At 61.2% G+C, this 20,548-nt stretch carries 16 protein-coding genes; 6 read left to right on the top strand and 10 right to left on the bottom strand.

From position 1 onward, the window contains the following. Positions 1–3: 3 nt before the first annotated feature. The 3 genes from HU731_RS24415 to HU731_RS24405 form a co-directional block, all read right to left on the bottom strand. The gene (locus HU731_RS24415; protein ID WP_186606143.1) at positions 4–312 is read right to left on the bottom strand and encodes a class I SAM-dependent methyltransferase; all 309 of its coding nucleotides are present in this window, start codon (positions 310–312) and stop codon (positions 4–6) included. 259 nt (positions 313–571) lie between these two features. After that, positions 572–1,006, bottom strand: coding sequence for a DoxX family protein (locus HU731_RS24410; RefSeq protein ID WP_044274573.1), 435 nt, complete (start codon positions 1,004–1,006; stop codon positions 572–574). A gap of 103 nt (positions 1,007–1,109) precedes the next feature. Then, positions 1,110–2,531, bottom strand: a complete 1,422-nt coding sequence (locus HU731_RS24405) for an MltF family protein (protein ID WP_186606141.1) — start codon at positions 2,529–2,531, stop codon at positions 1,110–1,112. Between the two features lie 236 nt (positions 2,532–2,767). Here HU731_RS24405 and HU731_RS24400 point away from each other — a divergent pair, with 236 nt between their 5' ends. The 5 genes from HU731_RS24400 (at position 2,768) to HU731_RS24380 (ending at position 10,896) form a co-directional block, all read left to right on the top strand. Further along, entirely contained in the window at positions 2,768–3,574 is an 807-nt protein-coding gene (locus HU731_RS24400; protein WP_186606134.1) for a TatD family hydrolase, read from the top strand. Positions 3,575–3,670: 96 nt separating this feature from the next. Continuing rightward, positions 3,671–5,140, top strand: coding sequence for a methyl-accepting chemotaxis protein (locus tag HU731_RS24395; RefSeq protein WP_186606123.1), 1,470 nt, complete (start codon positions 3,671–3,673; stop codon positions 5,138–5,140). 198 nt (positions 5,141–5,338) lie between these two features. Beyond that, positions 5,339–10,027 carry an RHS repeat-associated core domain-containing protein gene (locus tag HU731_RS24390; RefSeq protein WP_217894823.1) on the top strand — a complete coding sequence of 1,563 codons (4,689 nt, stop codon included), beginning with the start codon at positions 5,339–5,341 and terminating at the stop codon, positions 10,025–10,027. Further along, a complete protein-coding gene (locus tag HU731_RS24385) occupies positions 10,027–10,416 on the top strand; it encodes a hypothetical protein (protein ID WP_057710894.1) in 390 nt (129 codons plus the stop codon). The genes HU731_RS24390 and HU731_RS24385 overlap by 1 nt, the downstream gene beginning before the upstream one ends. 117 nt (positions 10,417–10,533) lie before the next feature. Beyond that, positions 10,534–10,896 carry an Mpo1-like protein gene (locus tag HU731_RS24380; protein WP_003189844.1) on the top strand — a complete coding sequence of 121 codons (363 nt, stop codon included), beginning with the start codon at positions 10,534–10,536 and terminating at the stop codon, positions 10,894–10,896. A 9-nt stretch (positions 10,897–10,905) separates the two neighbouring features. On the opposite strand, the gene HU731_RS24375 is transcribed toward HU731_RS24380, so the two are convergent. The 3 genes from HU731_RS24375 to HU731_RS24365 all read right to left on the bottom strand — a co-directional run bounded on the left by HU731_RS24375 (position 10,906) and on the right by HU731_RS24365 (position 12,875). Further along, complete coding sequence (locus HU731_RS24375) at positions 10,906–11,703, bottom strand: acyl-CoA thioesterase (protein ID WP_003189843.1); 798 nt, start codon at positions 11,701–11,703, stop codon at positions 10,906–10,908. Positions 11,704–11,792: 89 nt separating this feature from the next. Next, complete coding sequence (locus HU731_RS24370) at positions 11,793–12,554, bottom strand: CHAD domain-containing protein (protein WP_186606119.1); 762 nt, start codon at positions 12,552–12,554, stop codon at positions 11,793–11,795. 42 nt (positions 12,555–12,596) lie between these two features. After that, positions 12,597–12,875, bottom strand: a complete 279-nt coding sequence (locus HU731_RS24365; RefSeq protein ID WP_186606117.1) for a hypothetical protein — start codon at positions 12,873–12,875, stop codon at positions 12,597–12,599. Positions 12,876–13,091: 216 nt separating this feature from the next. On the opposite strand from HU731_RS24365, the gene HU731_RS24360 reads away from it, so the two are divergent. Continuing rightward, entirely contained in the window at positions 13,092–14,129 is a 1,038-nt protein-coding gene (locus HU731_RS24360) for a patatin-like phospholipase family protein (RefSeq protein ID WP_003189836.1), read from the top strand. A 115-nt stretch (positions 14,130–14,244) separates the two neighbouring features. Here the strand turns inward: HU731_RS24360 and HU731_RS24355 are convergent, their stop codons facing one another. From HU731_RS24355 to kdpB, 4 genes are all read right to left on the bottom strand, one after another. Then, positions 14,245–14,934 (bottom strand): response regulator, encoded by a 690-nt coding sequence (locus HU731_RS24355; RefSeq protein WP_186606115.1) that lies wholly within the window; start codon positions 14,932–14,934, stop codon positions 14,245–14,247. 132 nt (positions 14,935–15,066) lie between these two features. Next, entirely contained in the window at positions 15,067–17,718 is a 2,652-nt protein-coding gene (locus tag HU731_RS24350) for a DUF4118 domain-containing protein (RefSeq protein WP_186606112.1), read from the bottom strand. A gap of 127 nt (positions 17,719–17,845) precedes the next feature. Next, positions 17,846–18,391: a potassium-transporting ATPase subunit KdpC gene (gene kdpC / locus HU731_RS24345; protein ID WP_186606111.1), complete on the bottom strand. Its 546-nt coding sequence runs from the start codon at positions 18,389–18,391 to the stop codon at positions 17,846–17,848. A gap of 89 nt (positions 18,392–18,480) precedes the next feature. Then, complete coding sequence (kdpB, locus tag HU731_RS24340) at positions 18,481–20,544, bottom strand: potassium-transporting ATPase subunit KdpB (RefSeq protein WP_437180725.1); 2,064 nt, start codon at positions 20,542–20,544, stop codon at positions 18,481–18,483. Between the last annotated feature and the right edge of the window lie 4 nt (positions 20,545–20,548).

Here is a 20,548-nt window from a genome sequence, read left to right as displayed (position 1 = left end):
CGCTCACCGACGGGCAATCAGCCCTTGCCGGGCAATGCGCGTCAGTTGCCGGATCACTTCAACAGCATCGCTGGCACTCGGGGCCTGAATCACTGCCAAGTCGAAACTGTCGCTGGCAAAACGGGCCAGGGAGTCGCCGTCTTCAACAAACTGGATCAGGAATGCCGAAGGTCGACCGGTTCGGCGTGGCCAGCCGTCCAGATAGCGCAGCAACGTCGGCTGGTGCTTACCGCCAAGCAGGATTTTCGGATTGCGTTGAGTCAGGTCCGCGGTGATCGGGGCCAGGCGTATGAGGGGGCGTAGTGCATTCATCGTGTCGTGTCTCTGCCTCAAAAGTCTGCGGGCAGGTGAGAGGCAACACCGAACCAGCGCTTTAGCGGTATTTCGAGGAACGCCCTGCGTGAGCAAGCGTGCTTCTGTCGGGCTGCATTGAGACCCAGTGGCGCCCCGCAATTAGCTGTTTAAATCGGCGCATGAGCAGCATCCTAGAGAAGCCGGTGGGGCAGTGTCAAGAATCCCGGGCAACGAAAAGGCCCGCTTCAGCGGGCCTTTTGCGCAGCTTGCTAAACGATCAGTGAGTGATCGCGCGGTCGACAGACAACTTGCCAGCACCTTCCAGCAACACCGCCAGCGCGCCGCCGAGCAACGCCAGTGCGAACTCATAACCGTTGTTGGCCATGAACAGCCCGTTGTGGATGTGTACAGAGAAAATCGCCACCAGCGTCAGGAAGGTCAGGCCCAATGCAGCAGGGCGAACCAGCAAACCGATGATCAGGGCCAGGCCGGCGAAAAACTCGGTACCGCCCGACAGCAGCGCCATCAGCGTACCCGGCGCCAGGCCGATGCTTTCCATCCATTGTGCGGTGCCCGCCAGGCCACCACCGCCAAACCAGCCGAAGAGTTTTTGCGAGCCGTGGGCAGCGAAGATGATGCCCACGAAGACGCGCAGGATAGTCAGGCCATAACCGGCGCGAGTGGACAGAACACGGGTAATCATTGGGCTCATGGGGTAAATCCTTTTCCAGGTAGGGGTTGGTTGGCCGCTATATTAATCAGTTTAAACAATGATAAAAGCCGAAATATTGCTTAATTAATATCTAACAATTCGATTATTTACGCGAGGCGATTTTAGCCGCTGTTGGCTCCAGGGACTCCCGCTCCCGATCGAACGCCAAATAATACTTGTTGACGCTATTAACATAGCTGACGCCGCCCATCCCTACCTGCTCCATGGCAATGCGTTCAACCTGGAAGAACCACTGATTGGGGTTAAGTCCACGGCGCTTGGCCTCGGTGCGCATGCCTTGCACTCGCTCCGGCCCCATGTTGTACGCCGCCAGCATAAAGGCCATGCGCTCGCGCTCATTGAGCTTGGGGCTGGCGAAAAACTTGCGCCGTATCATCGCCAGGTAACGCGCCCCCGCTTGCACATTATTGTCGAGCGTCTCGATATTCTTGACCCCCACCCGCTGGGCCGCCGACGGCGTGATCTGCATCAGGCCGGTGGGGCCGCCGCTGTTGCGCGCACCTGGGTCCAGGGAAGACTCCTTGAACGCCAACGCCGCCAGGTTTAGCCAGTCCATACCTTGCTCACGCGCATGTTTTTGCAAAACCGGGCGCAGTTTTTCCAGGCGCTGGCGGTCAGCCCGCGCCAATGGGTTACGTACCTGATAGAGGCGTCGATAGATACGCTGGAAAGCCACATCCTGGTCGGAAGGCGTGTGATAGGTCTTGAGAAACCGATCAATGCTGGCGCGCAGCATCGACGCGTCCTGGCGCACAAACCAGAACTCGTCGCCCGGTTCGCTGATCACCACCTGCTTGTCAAAGCGCAACTTGGGCAGGATTTTCGCCCAGCGTTGGGCAATCGGTTTTTCCACGATCGTCAGGTGAAAAATCCCGGCCTGCACCATCTCCAGAACGTCTTCCACCGCCAGGCTGGGGTCAACCCATTCCACTTTCACCGGTGGGCGTTTGTGCAGGGCCAGTTTTTGATTGACCTGACTGATGGCGTCCGCCGCCGCACTGCCCGTGGTCAGCGTCACCGTGCGACCAGACAGTTGCTCCAGCTTGGTAAACCGCCGTTCGCCCTTGACGCCCACCAGCCACAACGGCACATCGCTGACAATCGGGGCGCTGGCGCTGACCTTGTGCACGCCCTTCACGTCCAGCAACTCACCGGGCGCTACCAGGTCGCCTTCACCACGGGCCAGCGCGCCGAGTAACTGGTCCTTGGCCTTGGGGATGATCTTGAGGTTGATGGCCTGCCCATCACGGGCATGGCCGTTGAGGTACTGCTCGAAGGCGCGCAACCGATGGTATTCGACACCGATGGCCTGGCCCTGCACTTCACCGGAACTGTTGCGGCTCTGGTTGACCAAGACGCGCAGGGTGCGACTGGAGCGGATTTGCGCCAGGTCGCGGACCTTGCCGGGCTTGGCCACTTGCAGCGGCCCATCCAGACGTGCGACCGCCGCCATGGGCAGCCATAACGTCAGGCACAACATAAGCAACGCCGAGGGTCGGATCATCCGCTCTCCGGAAAGAAAACTGGCCAGCTCCTGCGCGAATAACGCAGTGCTGGTGGTCAGAAACAGAGCGCTTTATGCGCTGGCAAGGCGTGCAACGGCGCCACGGTGGCAGGCAACCGGCCCACCACAATGTCGCTTGCGACGTTCAAAGACAGCGTTAACGCATTGTAGTTCTTGGTTTTTCTTATCAATCTACAGCTCTGATATGCTTTCCGGCCGCAGGCGGAGATAGCACCATGCAACTCATTGATATTGGCGTCAACCTGACCAACCCCAGTTTCGACGAGAGGCACACGGCCATTCTCGAACGCGCCTACGCCGCTGGCGTGCAGCAATTGGTACTCACCGGCACCAGTGTCGAAGGCAGCGAACAGGCACTGCAATTGTGTGTAAAACTCGACGAAAGCGGCCAGCGCCTGTTCAGCACCGCCGGCATTCACCCTCACTCTGCCAGCGACTGGAACAGCGACAGCACCCAACGTCTGCGTGGCTTTCTGGGCGACAGCCGAGTGCGCGCCGTGGGTGAATGCGGCCTGGATTTCAATCGGGATTTCTCCCCTCGCCCCCAGCAGGAAAAAGTCCTCGAAGAACACCTGGCCCTGGCAGTCGAGCTGCAACTGCCGGTGTTTCTCCATGAACGCGATGCCAACCAGCGCCTGCTGGAGATCCTCAAGGACTACCGCGACCACCTGCCAGCCGCCGTGGTGCATTGCTTCACTGGTGAACAGGCGGCGCTGTTCAGCTACCTGGACCTGGACTTGCACATTGGCATCACGGGTTGGATCTGCGACGAACGCCGTGGCACCCACCTGCATCCGCTGGTCCGGGAAATTCCCCGAGGCCGTCTGATGCTGGAAAGCGATGCGCCCTACCTGCTGCCACGCACCTTGCGCCCCAAACCAAAAAATGGCCGCAATGAGCCGGCGTACCTGCCCGAAGTACTGCGCGAAGTGGCCTTGCACCGTAACGAAACAATGGAAGACCTGGCGCTGCACAGCACCGCGTGCGCCCGGCGCTTTTTCGGCTTGCCTGCCATGGATTAATGCGGCGCATTGACCCATGTCAAAAGCGCTTTTCTGAATAGCGGCACAATAATGGCACCTTGCCAATACTGTTTCCGCTATCAGAGAAAACCTTCCATGGGTGCCTGGCTTAGCAATATCTCGCTCAAATACAAATTCTGGGCCGTCAATGCGGTCGCCTTTATCACCACCCTGCTGCTGGTGCTGTACGCCGTACAGCTTGAACAACAGGCGCGCAGCCAGGCGTCGCAGGCATCGGCCCAGGCCCAGGGGCGCTTGCTCAGCGCCTGGCCAGCTGACAAAACCTTGCCCACTGGTGAGCACTGGCTCGCCTTTGCCAAAGGCCAGATTCCCCAGGACCTGCCCGCCCTGAGCACTGCCAACGGCTGGACTGAACTCAGCCCCATGCCGTTGTTCGGTGAAAACCCGCTGATCGGCGCCGAGGTGATCAGCCGGGCCGACGGCCGGCAAGTCGCAGTCCTCGCCTACGCGCCGAGCCTGAGCCAAGTGTTCCGTGAACGCTTCACCCATTACGCCGTCGCCGTGGCAGTGCTGATGCTGGCCATGCTCGGCGCCTCGCAGTTGTTGATCCGTTTTCTGCTCAGCCAACTCAACACCCTCAAGGATGTGATGCTGCACGTTGAAAAAACCGGCGACCTGTCGGCACGGGTTCCGTTGGCCTGCAAGGATGAAGTTGGCCAGATGGCCAGCGCCTTCAACGCCATGCAAGCCGGCTACCAGCGGGTGGTCAATACCGTGGCCCGCACCGCCCGGCAACTGGACGACGGCGCCGCACGCCTGGCCAGCAGCATGAACGAGGTACAGCACGGCATGCTTGGCCAGCAGAGCGAAACCGACCAGGCCGCCACCGCCATCAACGAAATGACCGCCACCGTCTACCACATCGCCCAGCATGCGGGCGCCACCCGGGACTTGTCCCAGTCCGCCGACACCCTCGCCGGCAGCGGCCAGGCAGTGGTCACCCGGGTGCAGCGCTCGATCGCCGGGCTGTCCAGTGGCGTGCAGCAGACCGCCGAAATGATCCAGAAACTGGCCGAAGACAGCCAGAAAATCAACGGCGTGGTCGGGGTGATCCACAGCATCGCCGAACAGACCAACCTGCTCGCCCTCAACGCCGCCATCGAAGCCGCCCGCGCCGGGGAAATGGGCCGCGGTTTCGCGGTAGTCGCCGACGAAGTGCGCAACCTGGCCAAGCGCGTGCAAAGCTCCACTGACGAAATCACCCGCATGGTCTCGGCGCTGCAAGCCGGCACCCGCGACGCCGTGGACTTCATGCAGGAAAGCTCGTTCAAGGCCGACGACTGCGTACAGCAGGCCCAGGACGCCGGCCTCGCGCTGGCTGAAATTACCGGCGCCGTGGCACAGATGCGCGAAAGCAACACCCAGATCGCCGTGGCCGCCGAGCAACAAAGCCATGTCGCTGAAGAAATGAACCGCGCCGTGGTGAGCATTCGCGATGTGACCGAAAACACCGTACATCAAACCGTGGCATCCGCGACTACCAGCAATGAACTGGCGACGCTGGCCGGTGAGTTGAGCAAGGCGATTGGGCAGTTGAAGTTGTAAGACTGTTCCAGCTGTAATCCGACTCCTACGACCAAGCCTCGGTTTACCTGAAGTTAAGACGAAACTTCCTCGCCCCTCTCGCGAATAACGCCGACTTCTTTTACCTGACAACCGCTGCAAAGTCCCTCGCCTGATCAAACAGTGCGAGGGATTGCAGATGGTGGTGTTCGTTAAAGCCCTGGTGGATGGGGCTGTCTCTTGATCTCGGTGCTGGCCAACCTGGTGCTGGTGCCGATGGATCCCGAAGCGCCGAAGGTTGAGCGCGTATTCGCGGATTTCCGTACTTCCTTGAACTCCACCGAAGAGTGGGCCAACCGTTATTTGGGTCGCTCGGCACTTAGCGTGGAACAGGTGTTCAAGGTGGGAGAAGACGTCGCGCTCGTCGCGCCGGCGTCTTCCAAAGACCCAAACCGCACCACCGCCCTCTGCAAAGCCCAGGGCGGGCTGACCCTGGTACATCTGTTCGAAAGCACGCAGTTCGTGCCCATCGGCAACACGCCCGTGATGCTGCAAGCCGTTGCACGAGACAGAAGCCCGGTAGGTGCGCCACTGCATCGGACCATTGGCCCCAGCGGCATTCTTGAAGTCAACGACTGTACCCGCGACCAGACGTACGAAATCACCTTTTACCCCAACGTTTCCAAGGCTCACGTCCAGGCGCTGTACGCGTCCTATGAGTCTGTGATCGCCAGGTTGGAAGCCGATTTGCGCAAGGCCTGGGCCGAGCACTTCAAGCCTCGGTGGGCAGACTTTGCCAAAGCGCCTGCTTACAAACGCAGTGCGTTACAGGGCATGGCCTTTGCTGCCGGGCTTGGCAGCGCGCTTTATAACCTGTGGGACAACATCACCGAGCTGTACGACCTGCTCGCGAACCTCAAGTCCAACAGCGAAAAATTGCTGAAATACCTGTCCGAAGCCGAGCTGAACGCGCTGCTCATGCTGGGCAAAGACACGCTGGCCAAGGGTTTGCTGGTACTCAGTGATGAGCCGCTGTTGTTTATCTACCTCTCGGCGCTGGTGGCCTGGGTACGCATGCTGCCGCCACCGGACCTGTATGAAGTGCTGGGTGAAATCACCGGCGAAGTCTTGATCAATCTGTTGCTGATTTGGGCCACGCGAGGCATTGGGGTCCAGCTGCGCCTGGGTGCGCAGACGCTCAGTCACGTCAAGTCCGGGCGGGCGCGGGTGTTGTTGGAGTTGCTGGCCAAGCAAGTGGCAGGGCCTCGGCTGGAAACCCATGTGGAGGCCGCCAAACCGGTGTTGCTGAGCAGTGCGGCGACGCCGGTCAAGGCAGTGCCGGTGGTGCCGTTGAAGGCTGGCGACACGCTGGTTTCGAACCCGGTGCCGATGGCGCGTGGCAAGACCCAGCGCACGACGTTGGTCCGCCAGGAGCCTGTCGATGATGTGCCGGCGGTGGCTTCAAATCCTAAAGGCGATGCGGCGGCGCCTGCGGATAAAACCGTCACTCACGGTTGCCCGGTGTCGATGGTCACTGGTGAGGAATTGCTGACCCTCACCGATGGCGTGCTGGATGGGGTTTTGCCGTTTGAGTGGACGCGGCTGTATCGCACTAGCGCGGTGGAGGTCGATTGTGGGTTGGGGTTTGGTTGGAGCCATGCGCTAGCTCACAGGCTTTGTGTCTCGGGCGATTTGGTGGTGTGGACTGACCATGAGAACCGCCGTACTCAGTTTCCCTTGCCGACTGCCGCTCGACCTGCGATCACCAATAGCCTGGCGGAAGCGGCGATCTACTTGGGTTCGGCTCCTGATGAACTGGTGCTGGCCCAGACCTCGCGCTTCTATCACTTTCGCGATGGTGTGCTGGTCTCGATCAGCGATGCGTATGACAACCGCCTGCGCCTTTGCCGTGATCACTCAGGGAGGATTGAGCGGCTGGATAACGGCGCGGGTCGCTCGCTGCTGTTGCGTTATGAGTTGGATCGCATCGTTGCGGTGGACTATCAAGTGCATCGCGCCAAAGGGCGTGAGCCCTACGTGTGGGAGACCGAGCAGAACGTTGTTTCCTACGCCTATGACGAACACGGACGACTGGTTTGCGCGACCAATGCTGTCGGGGAAAGCGAGCGTTATCGGTACGACGATCAGCACGTCATTCTGGAGCGCCAACTGGCCGGTGGGGCGAGTTTCTTTTGGGAATGGGAACGCGCTGGCAAGGCGTCACGCTGTGTGCGGCATTGGGCGAGCTTTTCGCAGATGGACACGCGTTATGCCTGGGGCGATGACGGGCGCGTCACCGTGCACAACGCTGATGGTAGCCAGGAAGTCTATGTCCATGACGACCGTGCGCGGCTGGTACAGCGCATCGATCCGGACGGCGCCACTCACTTTAAATCCTACGACGACCAAGGCCGGCTGACCGTCGAGCAAGACCCGATGGGCGCGGTGACGGCTTATCAGTACGACGATGCCGGACGCTTGGTGGCGCTGTTTCCGGGGGATGATGAGCCGACTTCCTACGAGCATGACAATGGGTTCGTACGGGTTGTACGGCGTGGTGAAGCAGTCTGGAAATATGAGCGTAATGACCAGGGCGATGTCATTCGCAAGACTGACCCCGATGGCCATTCGACTGACTACAGCTACAACAAACATGGGCAACTGACGGGGATTTGGTACCCGGACAGCAGTTGTCATCGGCTGGTGTGGAACGAGCGTGGGCAGTTGCTTGAAGAGCAATTGCCCAATGGTGGGATCAGGCGTTATCGCTATGACGACTTGGGGCGGCAAGTTGCCTGTGAGGGTGAACACGGCGCACAGACCGTTTATGAATGGGACAGCGTCGGTAGGCTGATTCGCCTTGTATTGCCAGGCGGCGCCACACGAAAATTCAGCTACAACCCCTACGGCAAAATCATCGCCGAACGCGACGAACTCGGCCACGTCACCCGCTACGAATACGCAGACGGCCTGCACCTGATCAGCCGCCGTCTCAACGCCGACGGCACCCAGGTCAAGTACCGCTACGACAACGTGCGGCTGCTGCTCACCGAGATCGAAAACGAAACCGGCGAAACCTACCAACTCGACTACCACCCCAACGGCCTGATCCGCCAGGAAACCGGCTTCGACGGCCAGCGCACCGCCTACACCTACGACCTCAACGGCAACCTGCTGGAAAAAACCGAATACGGCGACGATGACAGTCAGCTCATCACCCGCTACGAGCGCGACCACGCCGGGCGCCTCGTAAGAAAAACCCTCCCCGATGACAGCGTTGTCGACTATGCCTACGACCGCCAAGGCAACCTCCTCAGCGTCGAAGACGGCCACTGGGCGCTGGCCTACGAGTACGACCGCCAAAACCGCCTCACCGCCGAACACCAAGGCTGGGGCACCCTGCGCTACGGCTACGACGCCTGCGGCCAGCTGAAAAACCTGTGCCTGCCAGACAACAACCGCGTCACCTTCAACCACGACAAAGGCGGCCACCTCGCCACCGTCGAACTCAATGGTGACGTGCTCACCTCACATCTATTCAACAGCGGCCGAGAGCATCAGCGCCAGCAAGGCCAACTGCTCAGCCATTACCACTACGACGACCAACACCGCCTGCACGCCCACGCGGTGACCCAGCAACAGAACCACCGCTACCAACGCCAATACGACTACGACAAAGCCGGCAACCTCACCCGCCTGCTCGACACCCGCAAAGGCGAACACCGCTACCACTACGACCCCCTCGCCCGCCTGACCCGCGCCGACCACTCGCAGGACGTACAGGAACGCTTCGGCCACAACCCAGCGGGCAACCTGCTGATGCAAGACCGCCCCGGCCCCGACATCGTCGCGGCCAACCGCCTGATGATCCAAGGCGACCGCCACTACGACTACGACGCCTTCGGCAACTTGATTCGTGAGCGGCGCGGCAAAGGCCAGCAACTCATCACCGAATACCGCTACGACTGCCAGCATCGGTTAATCAGCATCACAAAGCCGAACGGCGAAACCGCCAATTATCGCTATGACCCGTTTGGGCGGCGTATCAGCAAAACCGTCGACGGCAAGACCACGGAATTTTTCTGGCAAGGCGACAAGCTGACTGCCGAGCACCATGCAGAGCGTCATCGCAGTTACCTCTACGAACCGGATAGCTTTCGCCCACTGGCCCTGCTGGAAGGCTTCGGCCCACAGGCCACAACGCCCTACCACTACCAACTCGACCACCTCGGCACCCCGCAGGAACTGACCAGCCACGAGGGCGAAATCGTCTGGTCCGCCCACTACCGCGCCTACGGCCAGATCGCCCGGCTCGACGTGGGCAAAATCGACAACCCGCTGCGCTTTCAAGGGCAGTATTTCGATGCGGAAAGCGGACTGCACTACAACCGCCATCGCTACTACAATCCGGATATTGGTCGTTACCTGACACCGGACCCGGTGAAGTTGGCGGGGGGGATCAATGGGTATCGGTATGTGCCCAATCCTATAGGGTGGATTGATCCACTAGGTTTAGCTTGTGCACCTTCAGACTGCCCTCCTCCAAGTACGAGCAACAGCTGGAAACTTAATCCCGATGTCGATCTGGACTGGAGAAAACAAACCGGCGACAGCTACACGCAAATGCATAATGGTTTGGATGAGGCTTTTCGCAGAACGGGTATACCCAGGTCCGAATACAGCGTATCGAAATGGGGCAAAGACCAATATGGCAAATCATTTCCAACAGAATGGCGAGTACAAACCGGTCCCAATAGAGGAGCGGAAGTGAATATTGACGATCCTATGCTTGTGCCAAGTAAAGAAGGCCCGAAATCACCTCATATTGGCTATCAAACACCTGGAAAAAGAGGCGACGGAGGAGCCAAAAGAGGCCATATACTGCTCCAACTGGTTCCTGTTAGCCGGTCCAGAATAGGTGTGCCCTGATGAGTTATCTGGAAGACGAAATAGACGAAGCCTTTAATGCGCTGAACCTCGACGCTGGAAAGCTTGATTCGAGCGAACTCAACTTGTTGATAAGCTCTCTGACGAGAAAATTCTTCAAAGCGCAAAGCAATGTGCTTGATCCCGTCGAACTGAACGAGAAAAGCACCGAACACAACCCTGACTTTTGGAAGGAGGTGCCGCATCGCATTAGCGGGAATGGCCTGGTTCTGCTGGTATTAGATTCAGCGTACAGCGCCTGGAGAATGGAAAACGCTCGAGTGCTCGCCTCTGTGTTAGGCGAAACCACCGGATATCCGTTTTGGATAACCGATAACGAGCTGACGTTCTTAGTACACATGGACGATCATGACTGTGTCATTTGGGCATGAGCGCCACTCCGCCTAAATTGCAGACTATGAGGCCCATAGCCAGCTCCAATTCGCCACCTCGCCCACCTCAACCTAGACTCTGTTCAAGTTGTTTCAACGGACAGAGGATTCACCACCATGGGCAAACGTCACCCCAATCTCCCCGCCTGGCAATGGCGTCAGTACCCACAGAACCATCAGCACCCGACCAACCTGGCGTTGCACCTGATTGCCGTGCCGCTGTTTATCGTTGGTTTCCTGTTGATCGTGTCGGGCGTGTTCAGTCTCAGCCTGGCCAGCTTCGCAGTCGGTGTGATTGGCATTGTCGCGGGCCTGGCGTTGCAGCGTCATGGCCATAGCCTGGAGGCCCAGGCCAGCGAGCCGTTCAGTGATCGCAAAGATGCGGTGCAGCGCCTGGTGGTCGAGCAGTTCGTGACCTTTCCGCGCTTTGTGCTCAGCGGTGGCTGGTGGCGCGCCTGGCGGCAGCGGCACCACCACTGACCGGCAGGTTCAGGCGAACACCACCACGGTCTGGCGGCTGAGGGCGATCAACTCGCCGGTCGGGCTCCACAAGGCAGCGGCAGCGTGGCCGTAGCCGTCGCGGGCGTGCTCGATGTTGACGTGGTACTGGCACCAGTCGAGGGTGGTCAGGTCTTGCAGCGGCTGGATGAACTCGATGGTCCAGGTCAGGGTGCTGCCCGGCGCGGGCTTTTTCAGGTGTGGCAGTAGCGCCGGTGGCCAGGCGTCGACCAGGGCGAGGATATGCGCCTCGGTCAGTGGCTCTTCTTTTACATCCCCGCGCAACCGTACCCAACCGCCCATGTCGCGGGATTTATTGCCGGTAAATGGCAGGCCGCCGACACTCCAGCGCATCGCCAGGTGGCGCATGAACTCGGGGGTAACGCCCTTGATATAAGGTAGTTCCTGGCACTCATCCCAATGTTTGAATACTGGTGGTGGCTCACTCGCCACGTCAATTTCCGAGGGGCGAGAGGCGCCAAAACTGGCCTGGACCAGGGTCGCCACTTCACCGTTCTGCACCACGCGCCCAAGCAACTGGCTGACCGCCTTGCCTTCGCGCAGCACTTCGACTTGATAGCTGGCGGGTACATCCGGCGCTACCGGGCCGACAAAGGTGATGGCCAGGGAGCGCAGCGGTCGATCCGCCGGCACCTGAGCGCGCAGCGCCTCGTATTGCAAGGCGGCGACCAGGCCGCCAAACGTGGCCCGGCCTTGGGCCCATTCGGCAGGGATGGTGACATCCAGAGGATTGCTACGGGCAGCATCGAGCAAATCACTAAAGCGCATGGCGACCTCACATCAAGTAAATCGTGGAGGAATCTTAACCATCGAATTGCACAGGCACAGCGCCTATTCCGGCCAAAAACCGGACCGGTTTAAAAACACTCGGCGCTAAGTTTATCCAGCACGCGATCGGCCTTGCCTTGCGCCTTGAGCATGGTGCGCTGCCACACCGCTACGCAGGGTTGCAGGTCTGGCTCGTGGCCGGCCTGGGCCAGCCATTGCCAACAGTCATGCCAGTCACCCAGCGCACCCTGGGCTTTTTTCAAATGCGACAGGGCGTTGGCGGGTAACTTGTCCAACTCCGGATACGCCTCGGCGGCATAGCGCACACGCTTGATCAGCAACCGTAGCCGGTGGCGATCATGATCGGGATTCTTCAGGGCCTCATCGAGTCTCTGCCATTGCTTGGCCAGGCGTTTCTGGATGCGTGGGCGCAAGCCCTTGAGCAGTTTCTGGTGCTGGGATGCGCGGATAAACCGCGGGAATGCATCCAGGATGAGCAGCAAGTGCGCCAGCTCCGGGCTTTGCGCCACTTGGCGGTAAGCCTCGGGCTGCAGACGCAGGCGCCGATCAGCTGCCTCGTGATGCCCGTGCTGATGCAAATACGCCGCCAGCACCTCTCGGTCGCGTAGCGGCGTAGTCAGTTGGCCAACCGTGCTGGCGGCCAATTCAAGCTGTTCGACACCAGGCAGCCCACGCAATGGGCGCAACAGGCTGCGCAGGCGGCGTACCGTGGTGCGCAAATCATGCAGGGCTTCATCGTCAGTGACGGCGGCGAGGCGAGCCTGGCAGCTCAGTAACCCTACTTCCAGGCCAATGACCTGAGCGACTAACTGATTGACCAACGCTGACATCCTGCCCTCACTTTCCGATGAAAAATCCTGCCCGCCGCGGGGTCATCGCCCGGCGCGAGACTCACGAATGTAGAACCGCGCCTTCTGGGCCTTGTTGGAGCAACCCTCGAACGCCTCGAATTGCTGCTGAGTCTTGGCGCCGGTCAACAGCGACAACGCCTTGGAGTAGCTGACAGTGCCGGCAAAGCCTTCGGCCTTGGCCAGGTCCAGTTCTTTCCAGGCGGCATCCAGTTGCGAGCCGCAGCTGTCGCGATACGCGGTTTTCCCGGCACAGCCAGCCAAGGCCAACACGATCACAGGCACACAGATCCAGGCTTTCATTGATGACACCTCAAATATACAAATTCAGTCGTAGCCTGTAGACGTTGCCTACAGGGAAAAGTGCCTTGTCCTTAGCCTGAAATCAGTAGTACCTATTGCCAGAGCATACCCGAGCCTGATCGCCAGCCTGGAAAAATATTACGCACTGTCAGCAAGGATTGAAGCAGGCCCCTTGATGGGTGCATTGTGGGCCCCTGTTTTGCGAAGGATCTGGCCATGAAGAAACGTGTTGCCTTAGTGCTGGGCTCCGGTGGGGCCAGGGGCTACGCCCATATCGGGGTGATCGAGGAAATCGAACGACGCGGCTATGACATCGCCTGTATCGCCGGCTGTTCCATGGGCGCCGTGGTGGGTGGGATCTACGCCGCCGGCAAGCTCGACGAGTACCGCAACTGGATCGAAAGCCTGGACTACCTCGACGTATTGCGCCTGGTGGATGTGAGCTTTCGCCTGGGAGCGATTCGCGGTGAGAAGGTGTTCGGGCAAATCCGCAAGATTGTCGGCGATATCAATATCGAGGAGCTGCGCATCCCCTACACCGCCGTCGCCACCGACCTCACCAACCAACAGGAGATCTGGTTCCAGGAAGGCTGCCTGCACCAGGCCATGCGCGCCTCGGCGGCGATCCCCAGCCTGTTCACACCGGTGATGCAGGGCAACCGCATGTTGGTGGACGGCGGCCTGCTCAACCCGCTGCCCATCGTGCCGGTGGTGTCGAGCCATTGCGATTTGATCATTGCGGTCAACCTCAATGCCACCAACCAGAAGCACTATCAATTACCGGTGATCCAGCGCCCGCCCGCGTTCAAGAGCCGCTTCAACAGCCTGGCCAAGTCCCTGGGCTCGCATCTGCCATTTCGCCGCAAGCAGGCCGAGCAGTTGATGAAGCTGGAGCAGGAGGCCTTGCAGGCCCAGGCCGCCGAGATCAACCCGTGGCTGGAGTCTGCCGAACCCGAAGCCCAACAACCTGCCGCGGCGCCGGAGAAAGCCGGCGCGCCGAAGTCGGCGACCGGCTCATTCATCATCGACAACGTCGGGCCGGCCTCGCTGCTGGACCTGATCAACCAGAGTTTCGAGGTGATGCAAACCTCATTGGCGCAATACAAGATCGCTGGGTACCCGCCGGATGTGCTGATCAACGTGCCGAAGCGGGTGTGTCGGTTTTTCGAGTTCTATAAAGCGCCGGAGTTGATTGCGTTGGGGCGGGAGATTGCCAGTGATACGTTGGATCGGTATGAAAGCGAACAGAGTTGAGCGTGTGGGTGTTGCGGATGGCCTCATCGCGGGCAAGCCCGGCTCCCACAGGGGAATGCATTTCAACTGTGGGAGCTGGCTTGCCTGCGATGGCGCCAGCGCAGGCACCACAGATTCAGACACCTAGCAACCGATACCCCACCCCCGCCTCAGTCACGATAAACCGCGGCTGAGTCGGGTCATCTGCCAGCTTCTGGCGCAGGTGCCCCACCACGATACGCAGGTAGTGGCTGTCCTCGGTATGGGTTGGCCCCCAGATGTCCTTGAGCAACTGCTGCTGGGTAATCACCCGCCCCGGATGCCGGGCCAGTTGCGCCAGCACTGCGTATTCCTTGCGGGTCAGCGCCACTTCCGCGCCGTCCAGCAGGACACGGCGGTAGGCCAGGTCTACGGTCAGCGGGCCAAAACTCAAGGCGGCTTCCTGGGCCTCTCCGGCCGGTGCCTGACGCAACAGCGCACGCACACGGGCGAGAAATTCCTGGATGCCGAACGGTTTGGTTACATAGTCATTGGCGCCACCGTCGAGGGCCTCGACCTTCTGACCTTCGCTGGCCCGCACCGACAGCACCAGCACCGGCACCGTGGACCATTCGCGAAACTCGCGCAGCACCTGTTGGCCGTCCATGTCGGGCAGGCCCAGGTCGAGCACCAGCAAATCCGGTTTGCTCAAGGCCGCCTGGGCCAGGCCTTCGTTGCCGGTACCGGCTTCGATTACCTTATAGCCTTGGGAAGCCAGGCTGATGCGCAGGAATTTGCGGATCTGCGGTTCGTCATCAATGACAAGAATCGTCGCGGTCTGGCTCATGGTGTCTCATTAAAACCCATTAAAAAATCCCCCCTCCTGTAGGAGCGAGCTTGCTCGCGAAAAACCTCTAGGCACCGCGTGCATTCAGGAAGCCATCTTTATCGTTAACGACCTTCGCGAGCAAGCTCGCTCCTACAGGTTGTGTTCCAAGGCGGGTTGTGTGGGCAGTGGTAAAAACAAAGTGATGCAGGTGCCCCGCCCGTCAATGCCATCGGCCACGCTGATATGCCCACCGTGCGCGCCCACCATACCCTGGCAGATCGCCAAGCCAAGGCCGGTGCCCTGCCCGCCGCGATCACCGCGGGCGGCGGTGTAGAACATGTCGAAGATCTTCGCACGCTCCTCTTCGGGAATCCCTGGCCCTTCATCCGCCACGGCAAAAAACAACTGCTCATCCTGCACGCCCGCGCGCAATTGCAAGCGGCCCTGGGGCGGCGAAAACCGTGCGGCGTTTTCCAGCACGTTGACCAGGGCCTGCTCGATCAACGCCGCATGCACATACAACAAAGGCAGTTCCGGGGGCACATCGGTGCTCACCTGCAACGGCGCCAGCACGGCGCGCAATCGCCCAACGGCACTGCCGACAATATCGCCGGGCGACACCCAGTCGCGTGCCAGTTTCAGCGCACCGTGACCCAGGCGGGTCATGTCCAGCAGGTTCTGGATATAGCGGTCGAGGCGCTCGGCTTCATCGCGGGTGCCTTCAAGCAACTCGCGGCGATCCTCCAGGGGGATGGCTTCACCAAGGGCCAGCAGGCTGTCGATGCTGCCGCGCATGGACGTCAACGGCGTGCGCAAATCGTGGGACACCGAGGCGAGCAAAGCGCTGCGCAGTTGTTCGGTTTCGCCGTGCAGACGCGCCGATTCCAACTCCTGCCCCAGCTGTGCCCGCGCCAGCGCCTGGGCCAGCGGTTGGCTCAACGCGGTGAGCAAGCGCCGACGTTGCCCGCTCAATTCCAGGCCAGGCTTGGCACTGACACCGAGCAACCCCAAGGGCCCCTCTTCACCCGACAGCGGCCACCACCACCAACGCCCCAACGGCAAGGTACCGGTGCCCATGCCGGCTGGCTGATCATGCTGCCAGGCCCAATCGGCGGCGGCGCGTTCGGCTTCGGTGAGGGTCAACGGGCCACCGGTCTCGACCTTCCAGCCGCCTTGGCCGTCGCGATTGACCAGGCACAAGTCGAGGTCGTTCCAACCTTGCAGATGGTGGGCGGCGGCGCTGATGACGGCTTGGCGGTCGGTGGCAGCGGTGAGCTTGCGCGACAGGTCGAGCAGTTCGCTGGTTTCTTCCTGGGTATCGCGCAACGCCTGCAACTGGCGACGCTGGCGTGCGGCGAGGTTGCCGGTCAACGCCGCCATCAACAGAAAGAACAGCAGGGTCAGCACGTCCTCTTCACGCTGAATAGCGAAGGAAAAATTCGGCGGGATAAACAGAAAATCGTAAGTCAAAAACGACAGTGCCGCACACACCAGGGACGGCCCCAGGCTACTGCGCACCGCCACCAACAGCACGGCGGCGAGAAACACCAACGAGATGTTCGGCAGCGCCAACGCACTGGAAACGGCCCAGGCCACCGCCGTAGCGGCGAGGGTCGCCACCACCGCCAAGGCGTAATCGAACCACACCAAACCGCGCACATCGGGCAGACGTGGCGGTGCAGGCATGTCATCGCTGTCGAGGACGTTGATTTCCAAACCTCGGGCATTGCGCAACAGGCGTGCGGCCAAGCCGCCACCGAACAAACGCCGCCGCCAGCGCATCCGCGACTGCCCCACCAGCACTAAACTGGCACGGCGTTCGGCGGCATGCTGGATCAGGGTCTTGGCCACCTCCCCGGCGCGCAGCAACACCACTTCCCCGCCCAACCGCTCTGCCAGTTGCTGGGCGTTTTGCAGGCGCAGGCGCGATTGCTCATCCCGCGCACGGCCGTTGTCGATGTGCACCAGGCTCCAGGGTAAATGCCGACGCTGGGCCACCCGGCTGGCATGGCGCACCAGGCGTTCGGCTTGGGCATCGCCATCCACGCCAACCAGCAAACGCCCGCGCACCGCTGGCGCGGCCTGGCCGAGTTGGCGGTAGCCCTGGGCCAGGTCATCGTCGACGTGGGCGGCGGCGGTTTGCATGGCCAGCTCGCGCAGGGCCATGAGGTTGGTCTGGGTGAAAAACGCATCGATGGCCGCACGCGCCTGTTCGGGCACATACACCTTGCCGTCACGCAGGCGCTCAAGTAACTCGCGAGACGGCAGGTCGATCAGCAGCAGTTCGTCGGCCTCTTGCAGCACCCAGTCCGGCAAGGTTTCGCGCACGTGTACGCCGGTGATGCCGCGCACCTGATCGTTGAGGCTTTCCAGATGCTGGACGTTGACCGTGGTGAACACGTTGATGCCGGCAGCGAGCAATTCCTGGATGTCTTGCCAGCGTTTTTCATGGCGGCTGCCGGGGGCATTGCTGTGGGCCAGTTCGTCCACCAGCACTAGCTTTGGCTTGGCCGCGATCAGGCCGTCGAGGTCCATTTCTTCAAGCATCACGCCACGGTATTCGCTGCGCAACAGCGGTTGTTGCGGCAGGCCGCTGAGCAAGGCTTCGGTCTCGGCGCGGCCGTGGGTTTCGACCACCCCGGCGATCAGGTGTACGCCCTGGCGCAGTTGGGTGTGGGCGGCCTGGAGCATGGCGTAGGTCTTGCCCACTCCGGGCGCGGCGCCGAGGAAGACTTTGAGCCGGCCACGGCCGTCCCGGGGCAAATCGGCTAACAGGGCATCGGCGCGGCCGGCGTCGCTCATGCTGTGGTCCTTCGATAATTAATGTAGGAGCGAGCTTGCTCGCGAAAAACTCCAGAGCGCCGCGTTTATTCTGGACGCACGCGTCATCGTTGACGACCTTCGCGAGCAAGCTCGCTCCTACAGGGGGTTAGAGTTGTTCCAGGGCCATGTTGAGGGCCAGGACGTTTACTACGGGCGGGCCAACCAACGGGCTTTCGATGTGCTCATCCAGCAACCGCTGCAAGGTCGACACCGGCACATTTCGCGCCGCCGCTACTCGCGCCAGTTGATAGGCAATCGCCTGCGGTGGCAAGTGGGGATCAAGGCCACTGCCGGAGGTGGTCAGCGAGGCCAGTGGCACCGGGCCCTGGCCCGGCACTGACTGCTTGCTGGCCTCCTCGGCTATGCGAGTCGCCAAGGCCGGATTGCTCGGGCCCAGGTTACTGGCACTGCTGGACACTGTGGCAAAAGCGCCAGCTGAAGGGCGTGGGTGAAACCAGCTGTCGCCGGTAAAGTCCTGGGCGATCAGGCTGGAGCCGCGCACCTTGCCGCTGGCGTCGCGCACCAGGCTGCCGTTGGCTTGGTCGGGGAAGGCCACTTGCGCCACGCCAGTGACTACCAACGGGTAGGCCACGCCGGTGATCAGGGTCATGAGTACCAGTAGGCTCAGGGCTGGGCGGATGATGTTGGACATTTCAGACTCCTCAATTCAGTGGTGCGGTGGGACGCGGAGCGTCCGGGGCGGCGTTCCCACGCGGAGCGTGGGAACGATCAGCGGACAGGTCAGACCAGGTGCAGCGCGGTCAGCAGCATGTCGATGGCCTTGATCCCCACGAACGGCACCAACAGCCCGCCCAGCCCGTAAATCAGCAGATTGCGCCGCAACAACGCCGCCGCACTCGCGGCCTGTACGCGCACGCCGCGCAGGGCCAGGGGGATCAGCACCACAATAATCAGCGCGTTGAACACGATGGCCGAAAGGATCGCGCTCTGCGGGCTCTGCAAGTGCATGATGTTGAGCACGCCCAGTTGCGGGTAGATCGAGGCGAACAGCGCCGGCAGGATCGCGAAGTACTTGGCCACGTCATTGGCGATGGAGAAGGTCGTCAGCGCGCCGCGAGTCACCAGCAACTCCTTGCCGATCTGCACCACGTCCAGCAGCTTGGTCGGGTCGCTGTCGAGGTCGACCATGTTGGCGGCTTCGCGTGCGGCCTGGGTGCCGTCGTTCATCGCCATGCCGACGTCAGCCTGGGCCAGCGCCGGGGCGTCGTTGGCGCCGTCGCCACACATGGCGACCAGGCGACCATCGTTCTGCTCATGGCGAATACGCGCGAGTTTCTTCTCTGGCGTGGCTTCGGCCAGCACGTCGTCCACCCCCGCTTCAGCGGCAATCGCGGCGGCGGTCAGCGGGTTGTCGCCGGTGACCATCACGGTGCGAATCCCCAGCTTGCGCAACTCGGCAAAACGCTCGCGGATACCGGGCTTGACCACGTCTTTGAGATGGATCGCTCCCAACAATTTGCCATCGGCACACACCAGCAAGGGCGTGCCGCCGCTTTGGGCGATCTTGTCGATTTCCCGCGACAGCGCAGGCAACAGATCGCTGCGTTGCTGGCCGATAAACGCCAGCAGCGAATCCACCGCGCCTTTACGGAACACGCGGCCCTGGTAGTCGACACCGGACAAACGGGTCTCGGCGCTGAAAGGTACGGCAGTCAACGCATCCAGGCTCGGCTCGGCCTGCGGGTGCAAGGCGCGCAGGTATTCAACGATGGACTTGCCTTCCGCCGTGTCATCGGCCAGCGACGCCAGCAGCGCGCCTTCGGCCAATTCGCGGCCACTGACGCCAGGCGCCGCGACCACGGCCGAGCAACGACGGTTGCCGAAGGTGATGGTGCCGGTCTTGTCCAGCAACAACACATGCACGTCCCCCGCCGCTTCCACGGCACGGCCAGACTTGGCGATCACGTTGAGACGCACCAGGCGGTCCATGCCGGCAATGCCGATGGCCGACAACAAGCCACCAATGGTGGTAGGAATCAGCGTCACCAGCAGTGCGACCAGAAACACCAAAGGCAAGCTGCCATTGGCGAAGTGGGCGAACGGCTGCAGGGTCACCACCACCAGCAGGAAGATCATGGTCAGGCCGATCAGCAGGATATCCAGCGCGACTTCGTTGGGGGTCTTCTGGCGTTTGGCGCCTTCCACCAGGGCGATCATGCGGTCCAGGGTGGACTCGCCCGGGTTGGCGGTGATGCGGATCAGCAGCCAGTCCGACACCAACCGCGTGTTGCCAGTAACGGCCGAACGGTCGCCGCCAGACTCGCGGATGACCGGGGCGGATTCGCCGGTGATTGCCGCTTCGTTCACAGCGGCAATACCTTCGACGACCTCGCCATCACCGGGGATCATTTCCCCCGCCGCCACGCGTACCACATCGCCCTTGCGCAGGCTGGTGGCCGGTATCATTTTGAAGCTGCCATCGGCCTCCTGGCGACGCGCGCTCAAGCCTTCGCTGCCAGCCTTGAGGCTGTCGGCACGGGCCTTGCCACGTCCCTCGGCCAAGGCTTCGGCGAAGTTGGCGAACAGCACGGTGAACCACAGCCATACGGCGATTTGCACGGCGACAAACGTTGGAACGGTGGTATCGGGCACAAAGCACAGCACGGTGGTGAGGATGGCGGTCAGTTCGACCACCAGCATCACCGGCGAGCGTTGCAGTTGGCGTGGGTCCAGCTTAACGAAGGCCTGGACCAGCGCCGGGCGCCACAGCGCAGAGATTGCGGTTTTGGCAGGCTCCTGGGTTTTGACCGGGGCCGCGTTTTTTGCAGGCATATTCATGTTCATATCC

This window comes from Pseudomonas salmasensis (assembly GCF_014268375.2).
Classification (GTDB): domain Bacteria; phylum Pseudomonadota; class Gammaproteobacteria; order Pseudomonadales; family Pseudomonadaceae; genus Aquipseudomonas; species Aquipseudomonas salmasensis.
Note: the sequence above shows the minus strand (reverse complement) of the source record. Positions and strands in the feature narration are given on the sequence as shown.